This window comes from Planococcus chinensis (assembly GCF_020071995.1).
Lineage (GTDB): Bacteria > Bacillota > Bacilli > Bacillales_A > Planococcaceae > Planococcus > Planococcus chinensis_A.
This window is the reverse complement of record NZ_JABWTK010000034.1, coordinates 1-472: the sequence shown is the minus strand read 5'-3', so window position 1 is coordinate 472 and position 472 is coordinate 1. Positions and strand designations below refer to the sequence as shown.

The following is a 472-nucleotide window of genomic DNA, read 5'->3' as shown; positions in this document are numbered from 1 at the left end:
GTCGATCTGGTGCTGATGGACATCATGATGCCGGAGAAGGATGGGCTGGCCGCGATGCGCGAGATCCGCGCGCAGCGCCACCTGCAGGACCTGCCGATCATCGCGCTGACCGCCAAGGCCATGCCGGACGACCGTGAGCGATGCCTGCAGGCCGGTGCCAACGATTACATCGCCAAGCCCATCGATGTCGACAAGCTGGTCTCGCTGTGCCGTGTCTGGTGCTCGCGGCAATGAACGAGCAGGCGCTGTTCGACCTGGAACTGAAGGTGCTGCTGGAAGCGCTGTACCAGCGCTACCACTACGACTTCCGCAGCTACGCGGTATCGTCGCTGCGGCGGCGCATCCGCCAGGCCATGCAGCGCTACGAGTGCGAGCGGCTGGCCGACCTGCAGCACCGCCTGCTGCACGAGCCGGACCTGTTCGCGCAGGCGATGCAGTTCTTCACAGTGCAGGTGTCGGAGATGTTCCGTGA

The 472-nt window shown here is 64.8% G+C and carries 1 protein-coding gene and 1 pseudogene; both read left to right on the top strand.

Annotated elements, in window-relative coordinates:
• Positions 1-234, top strand: a 234-nt coding sequence (locus HU147_RS19165; protein ID WP_224077666.1) for a response regulator, incomplete at its 5' end; no start/stop codon positions are given.
• A pseudogene (locus HU147_RS19160) lies at positions 231-472 on the top strand (CheR family methyltransferase); the annotation flags it as partial. The gene HU147_RS19165 and the pseudogene HU147_RS19160, both read left to right, overlap by 4 nt.